This is a genomic window from Succinivibrio sp., from assembly GCF_045124615.1.
GTDB lineage: Bacteria > Pseudomonadota > Gammaproteobacteria > Enterobacterales > Succinivibrionaceae > Succinivibrio > Succinivibrio faecicola.
The window spans coordinates 1-1,490 of record NZ_JBGVMC010000310.1 but is presented as its reverse complement, the minus strand read 5'-3'; the positions used below and the strand labels follow the sequence as shown (position 1 = coordinate 1,490).

Annotated in this window: 2 protein-coding genes; both read right to left on the bottom strand. The window is 32.3% G+C overall.

Annotation, left to right across the window (positions count from 1 at the left end):
- Nucleotides 1-123 (bottom strand): NUMOD4 domain-containing protein (locus ACJML3_RS08120; RefSeq protein ID WP_406022223.1); only part of this gene is annotated, 123 nt, incomplete at its 3' end.
- 246 nt (nucleotides 124-369) lie between these two features.
- Nucleotides 370-681: a hypothetical protein gene (locus ACJML3_RS08115; RefSeq protein ID WP_406022221.1), complete on the bottom strand. Its 312-nt coding sequence runs from the start codon at nucleotides 679-681 to the stop codon at nucleotides 370-372.
- Nucleotides 682-1,490 lie beyond the last annotated feature (809 nt).

Here is a 1,490-nt window from a genome sequence, read left to right as displayed (position 1 = left end):
ATCAACGCCTTTTAATTTTGATTCTATAAATCTACCTAAACTTTTAACCCTGCCTAAATTACTTACCTGATATAAACCCTCATAACCTTGTATGTCTTTCCATATTTCTGCTATACTTTCCATAGATTCTTTTTTCTCCTGATTAAAGAATTAAGCCTCTTAAAGTCTAACCACTTTAAGAGGTTATTTTATTATACAATACTCTATTTCTTTTGATCTCTGTAATACCAAATAGACAAACAAAAACCGCATATACTTAACAAACCGTAAAGCGGTAAAACCCCTAAAACAATGGAAATAAAACATATTGAAAATTCACTTGAAAAAACAAGGATCATTAGTTCATTTTCTGATAGTTTTCGCTTTGTTCTACTTTTCATTTGTTAGATCCTCTGTATCAGACTTAATTCCATATTTTTTAGCAATTACATCAACAACATTGCCGATACCGATTAAACCAATTAGAAAAGATAGGGGGATCGAATCCCATTCATTCATATATTCAGGAAAATAACGCACACCTAGCCATGAAAGAGAGAAAACTCCCATAGCACTGATTAAGGCGTATTCAATACGTTTTATAACTTTTGGTGGCTTTTCACGGTAGCAGGCAATAACAAACGTCATTACCCCACAGCAGATCCCAGATATAGCAAATATGAGTATATTTTTTAGTTCCATTTTACTGATAATCCTAAAGAAAGCTCTATTTATTAGAATAGAATTAGCAGATCAAAATGTAAACAGATATAAATAATATATTTGTTCAATATTAAGATTAGGTGAATAAAAATAGAATAGACTTAGTGCAATCCCCTGCTTAATGTTGAGCGTTGCGCCCGATATGGATCAAGCAGGAGATCACGTAGGTAACAACTAAAGTATAAAGAAATCAGAAATCAAAAACAAGCAACAAAAGAAAACCGCCTGCAGAAAATAGCACGAATTACGCAGGCGGTTACATGATGTATTCAGGGAAAAATAACAGCTTGAACACTGTCATAAGACATTATATAACAAAAAAGCCGTGCTATAAAAACACGGCTTTATTTTTTTTGTTGTCTGTCGATTCTTAAAAAAGATACCTTTGATTTGAAGATCTGCATTATAACACAAAAAAATATCCTGCACTTTGGATGCAGGATCATTTTGTTTTAGAGTAACAAAAACAAAAATAAAAATAACAACAACTAAAAAAGAATGAACCTTTAAAAGCCGTGCATAGAACTAACGAGGAACACGCACGGCATCTGAGCGGTTAACTAATAAGGCTCGCTAGTTAACCTCACCAGACAATATGAATTATAACACAGAATAGAAATAAAAAAGCGGTAACACTCGCACAATTACCGCTTTTTGACAATATCACTTTTTTTTAGCAAATGCTACAGATCGAGATTTGCAGAAATATTATAAACTAATCATCATCCCATTCAAAGCAACAATAAACACCGTATTTTTCTAAATTTGTGATATAACTCTTAGTTGCA

Excerpts from the sequence above, each read along its gene's own strand:
- ACJML3_RS08115 (WP_406022221.1), bottom strand. The coding sequence starts at position 681 with ATGGAACTAAAAAATATACTCATATTTGCTATATCTGGGATCTGCTGT.